The sequence below is a fragment of the Dietzia sp. DQ12-76 genome (assembly GCF_014145045.1).
GTDB lineage: Bacteria > Actinomycetota > Actinomycetes > Mycobacteriales > Mycobacteriaceae > Dietzia.
Window position 1 is genome coordinate 1 of the sequence record NZ_JAALDV010000024.1, and the last position, 3,629, is coordinate 3,629.

The 3,629-nt window shown below is 69.5% G+C and carries 3 protein-coding genes; 2 read left to right on the forward strand and 1 reads right to left on the reverse strand.

Features of this window, described 5'->3' with window-relative positions; genetic code table 11:
- Positions 1-438 precede the first annotated feature (438 nt).
- The gene (locus G6019_RS01060) at positions 439-1,911 is read left to right on the forward strand and encodes an FAD-binding oxidoreductase (RefSeq protein ID WP_182612685.1); all 1,473 of its coding nucleotides are present in this window, start codon (positions 439-441) and stop codon (positions 1,909-1,911) included.
- Positions 1,912-1,922: 11 nt separating this feature from the next.
- Positions 1,923-3,197, forward strand: a complete 1,275-nt coding sequence (locus G6019_RS01065; protein ID WP_107757591.1) for a class I SAM-dependent methyltransferase — start codon at positions 1,923-1,925, stop codon at positions 3,195-3,197.
- 6 nt (positions 3,198-3,203) lie between these two features.
- Here the strand turns inward: G6019_RS01065 and G6019_RS01070 are convergent.
- Positions 3,204-3,629 (reverse strand): anti-sigma factor (locus tag G6019_RS01070; RefSeq protein ID WP_182626923.1); only part of this gene is annotated, 426 nt, incomplete at its 5' end.

Consider the following 3,629-nt stretch of genomic DNA (forward strand, 5'->3'; position numbering starts at 1 on the left):
CCGCCTCCTCCGCGGTCCCCTCCTCCCCGCACCCCCCGAGCGCCAGGACGAGCACCGCGAACCCCGACGCGGCGACGATCCCGCGTCGTCGGACGGGACGGATCTCGCGGGCGCCCCGGGCGGACCGCTCGGCTCGGTGTGCGCGTGTGCTCATGACGGGCCCTCCTCGATGTGGGATGTGGGATGCGCCGAGTGGGGCCGACTGCGTGCCCGGGCGCGGGGGTCCTCCATGCGGGAAGAGTACGTACGCGGTCTGCCAGCTCGAGAGGGTTCGGCGGAGACGATGCGACCGGTGTCACAATCGAGACGAGATCGAGACCCGCCCGTCAGTGGCGCCCGGCCCCGTGAGGCGGGTGGGGAGCACACTGGCCGGGACACCGGGGTGGACCGCTGCCGGATCAAGTCCGGTCGTCGCGGACCGCCACTATGGTGGGGCGCATGGGCACTCACGGTCATCTGTCCGGATCGCTGGTCGTCGGGTCCCGGCACCATGACGAGGGTGTCCGCCGACTCCTCGCCAGCTTCGAGGCGGTCCCCCGGGGGGAGCCCGTCCGGCTGGCCAAGACGACGTCCAACCTGTTCAGGCCGCGCGCCTCGTCGTCGTCGCCCGGTCTCGACACCACCGGGCTGACGCGCGTGGTCTCCGTGGACCCGGACGCCCGCACCGCCGACGTGCAGGGCATGTGCACCTATGAGGATCTGGTGGACGCCACCCTGCCGTACGGGTTGATGCCGTACGTGGTGCCGCAGCTCAAGACCATCACCCTCGGTGGCGCCGTGACCGGGCTGGGCATCGAGTCCAGTTCCTTCAGGTTGGGGTTGCCCCACGAGTCGGTGCTGGAGATGGACGTCCTCACCGGGACGGGCGAGATCGTCACCGCCCGCCCCGACGGGACGGTGCGCGAGCAGGCGCTCTTCCGCGGGTTCCCCAACTCGTACGGCTCGCTCGGGTACGCCGTGCGGCTGCGCATCGCGCTCGAACCCGTGGCCCGCTACGTCGAGCTGCGACATCTCCGTTTCGGCTCCCTCGCCGCGCTGGCCGACGGGCTCGGGCGGATCAGCGAGTCCGGGTCGTACGACGACGAGGACGTCGATTTCCTGGACGGGGTCGTCTTCTCCGCCGACGAGTCCTACCTGACCCTGGGGCGGCGGACCGACGAGCCCGGTCCCGTCTCGGACTACACGGGAGTGCGGGACAAGCAGGCGATCTACTACCGGTCGATCCGGCACGGCGGACAGCCCGGATCGATGGCCCGCGACCGGTTGACCATCCGCGACTACCTGTGGCGGTGGGACACCGACTGGTTCTGGTGTTCGCGGGCGTTCGGCGTGCAGAATCCCCGGATCCGCGCCCTGTGGCCGCAGCACCTCCTCCGGTCGTCCGCGTACTGGAAGATCATCGGGCTGGACCACAGGTACGACCTGGGCAACCGGATCGGGGCGCTCAAGGGCGAGGGCCCGCGCGAGCGTGTGGTGCAGGACATCGAGGTGACCATCGACCGCACGGCCGAGTTCCTCGGGTGGTTCCTGAATGAGGTGCCCATCGAACCACTGTGGGTGTGTCCGTTGCGGCTGCGGGAGCGCACCCCGGCACCGACACCGGACGGGGGGCCGGGCTCCGACCGGCCGTGGCCTCTGTACCCGTTGTCGCCCGACACAACCTATGTCAACATCGGCTTCTGGTCCTCGGCGCCGGTAGAGCCGGGGTCGGTGGAGGGGGCGTGGAACCGGCGCATCGAGGAGGAGGTCTCCCGCCTCGGTGGACACAAGTCGCTCTACTCTGAGGTCTTCTACTCCCGGGAGGAGTTCGACCAGCTGTACGGCGGTGAGCACGCCGCCCGGCTGAAGGCGGAGTTCGACCCGAACGGTCGGTTCTCGACCCTCTACGACAAGGCGGTGGGTGCACGGTGACGACGGACAGGATGACGATCGGTGAGATCGTCGACGCATTCGCGACGGGCGAGCCACCCCTGCGTATCGAGGCCTACGACGGCTCGGTGTTCGGCCCGCCCGACAGTGAGCTGGTACTACGCCTGAAGAGTCCGAAGGCGCTGCAGTACTTCGTGACCGCGCCGGGGGATCTCGGGTTGGCCCGCGCCTACCTCATGGGTGAGCTCGAGGTCGACGGGGTACATCCCGGTGCGCCGCACGACGCGTTCGGCGCGCTCGAGGTCTTCCGCAAGGCCATGACCCGGAGGCCGGACGTGCGGACGATGGCCCGGATCGCCCGGTCGATCGGACGCGAGAACCTCACGATGCTGCCGATTCCCGAGCAGGAGGTGCCGGCGGCGTGGCGCCGGGTCGCGCACGGCATGCGGAGACACTCCAAGAAGCGGGACTCGGAGGTCGTGAGCTACCACTACGACGTGTCCAACCGGTTCTACGAGTGGATCCTCGGGCCCACCATGACCTATACCTGCGCGTGTTACACCGACGCACAGATGTCCCTGGAGAAGGCGCAGGAGAACAAGTACCGCCTCGTTTTCGACAAGCTCGGTCTCAAAGCCGGCGACAGGCTGCTGGACGTGGGGTGCGGGTGGGGCGGGATGGTGCGCTACGCGGCCTCCCGGGGGGTCCGCGCGATCGGCGTGACGCTCTCGCGGGAGCAGGTCGAGTGGGGCCAGGCCGCGATCCGAGCCCAGGGGCTGGAGGATCTGGCCGAGGTCCGGCTGATGGACTACCGCGACGTGCCCGAGCGCGACTTCGACGCCGTGAGTTCCATCGGCATCACAGAGCACATCGGGCGCAGGAACTACCACGGATACTTCACCCGACTCCACGGGTACCTGAAGCCGGGAGGGCGTCTGCTGAACCATTGCATCACCCGTCCGGACAACTCGCGGTCCGTCAAGGCGGGCGCGTTCATCGACCGGTACATCTTCCCGGACGGCGAACTGGCCGGTGCCGGGACCGTCCACCTCGAGGCGGAGAACGCGGGGTTCGAGGTGGTGCACGAGGAGAACCTCCGGCAGCACTACGCGTTCACCCTGCGCGACTGGTGCGCGAACCTGGTCGAACACTGGGACGAGGCGGTCGAGGAGGTCGGTGAACCCATGGCCAAACTGTGGGGTCTCTACATGGGCGCCTGCCAGTACGGCTTCGAACACAACAAGATCCAGCTCCACCAGATCCTGGCCGTCCGACTCGGCGACTCCATGACCTGGGACGTTCCCCTGCGGCAATGGTGGCAGGCGTGAACCGGATCAGGCCAGGTCGAGAGCCAGCAGGACGTCGCCGGTCGGCGCCGGGGATCCGCCCGCCGGCTCCTCGGTGATCCCGATCTGGGCGGAGCCGCGGATACCGCTCAGTTCGGCGGAGGGTGACGGGCCCACCTCGCCGGATTCCATCGTCCCCGCCGGGATCGGGTCGTGATCCGGGCCCATCAGCCAGAGCTGATAGGCGCGGCCCTCGGCCGGCTCCGGGATCCCGGTCATGGAGATGACCGCCATGTCAGCCGACCTGGACGCCAACACCGTGGCGCTACCGGTGCCGCCCACCTGACCGCGGGAGATCTCGAGGTCGGGTGCGGTGAGCAGGGACGCGACCTCGTCCGGCATCGTGGCGGCGGGCGGAGCGGCGACCGGCAGGTCGTTCTCCGGCGCCGCCCCGCCCGTCAGGCGCCCGACGGT